The sequence below is a fragment of the Streptomyces sp. SM1 genome, assembly GCF_002910825.1.
Taxonomy (GTDB): Bacteria; Actinomycetota; Actinomycetes; order Streptomycetales; family Streptomycetaceae; genus Streptomyces; species Streptomyces okerensis.
On sequence record NZ_NEUB01000653.1, the window covers coordinates 1 to 316 of the forward strand.

Annotated in this window: 1 protein-coding gene; it reads left to right on the forward strand. The window is 72.5% G+C overall.

Annotated elements, in window-relative coordinates; genetic code table 11:
* Positions 1-207: response regulator transcription factor (locus tag B9S61_RS17325; protein WP_146064874.1), on the forward strand; the 207-nt coding region annotated here is incomplete at its 5' end.
* Between the last annotated feature and the right edge of the window lie 109 nt (positions 208-316).

The following is a 316-nucleotide window of genomic DNA, read 5'->3' on the forward strand; positions in this document are numbered from 1 at the left end:
GGTGCCCCCGCGCGAGCGCAGCCGAGCGTGGGGGAGGTCGGCCGGGGCCTGGCCAACGCGGAGATCGCCGCGGAGCTCTATATGAGCGTCGCCACCGTCAAGGCCCACGTCTCCCGGATCCTGGCCAAGCTCGGCCTCAACAACCGCGTGCAGATCGCCCTGCTCGCCCACGACGCCGGCCTCCTGGAGGAGACCGACACCCCCTGACCCGACGGGACCCCCTGACCCGCCGACAGCCCCGACTCGCTGGCACCTTTGACCTGCAGGGACCGCCTGACCGGTCGACCGCCGCGACCTGCTGGCACCTTTGACCTGC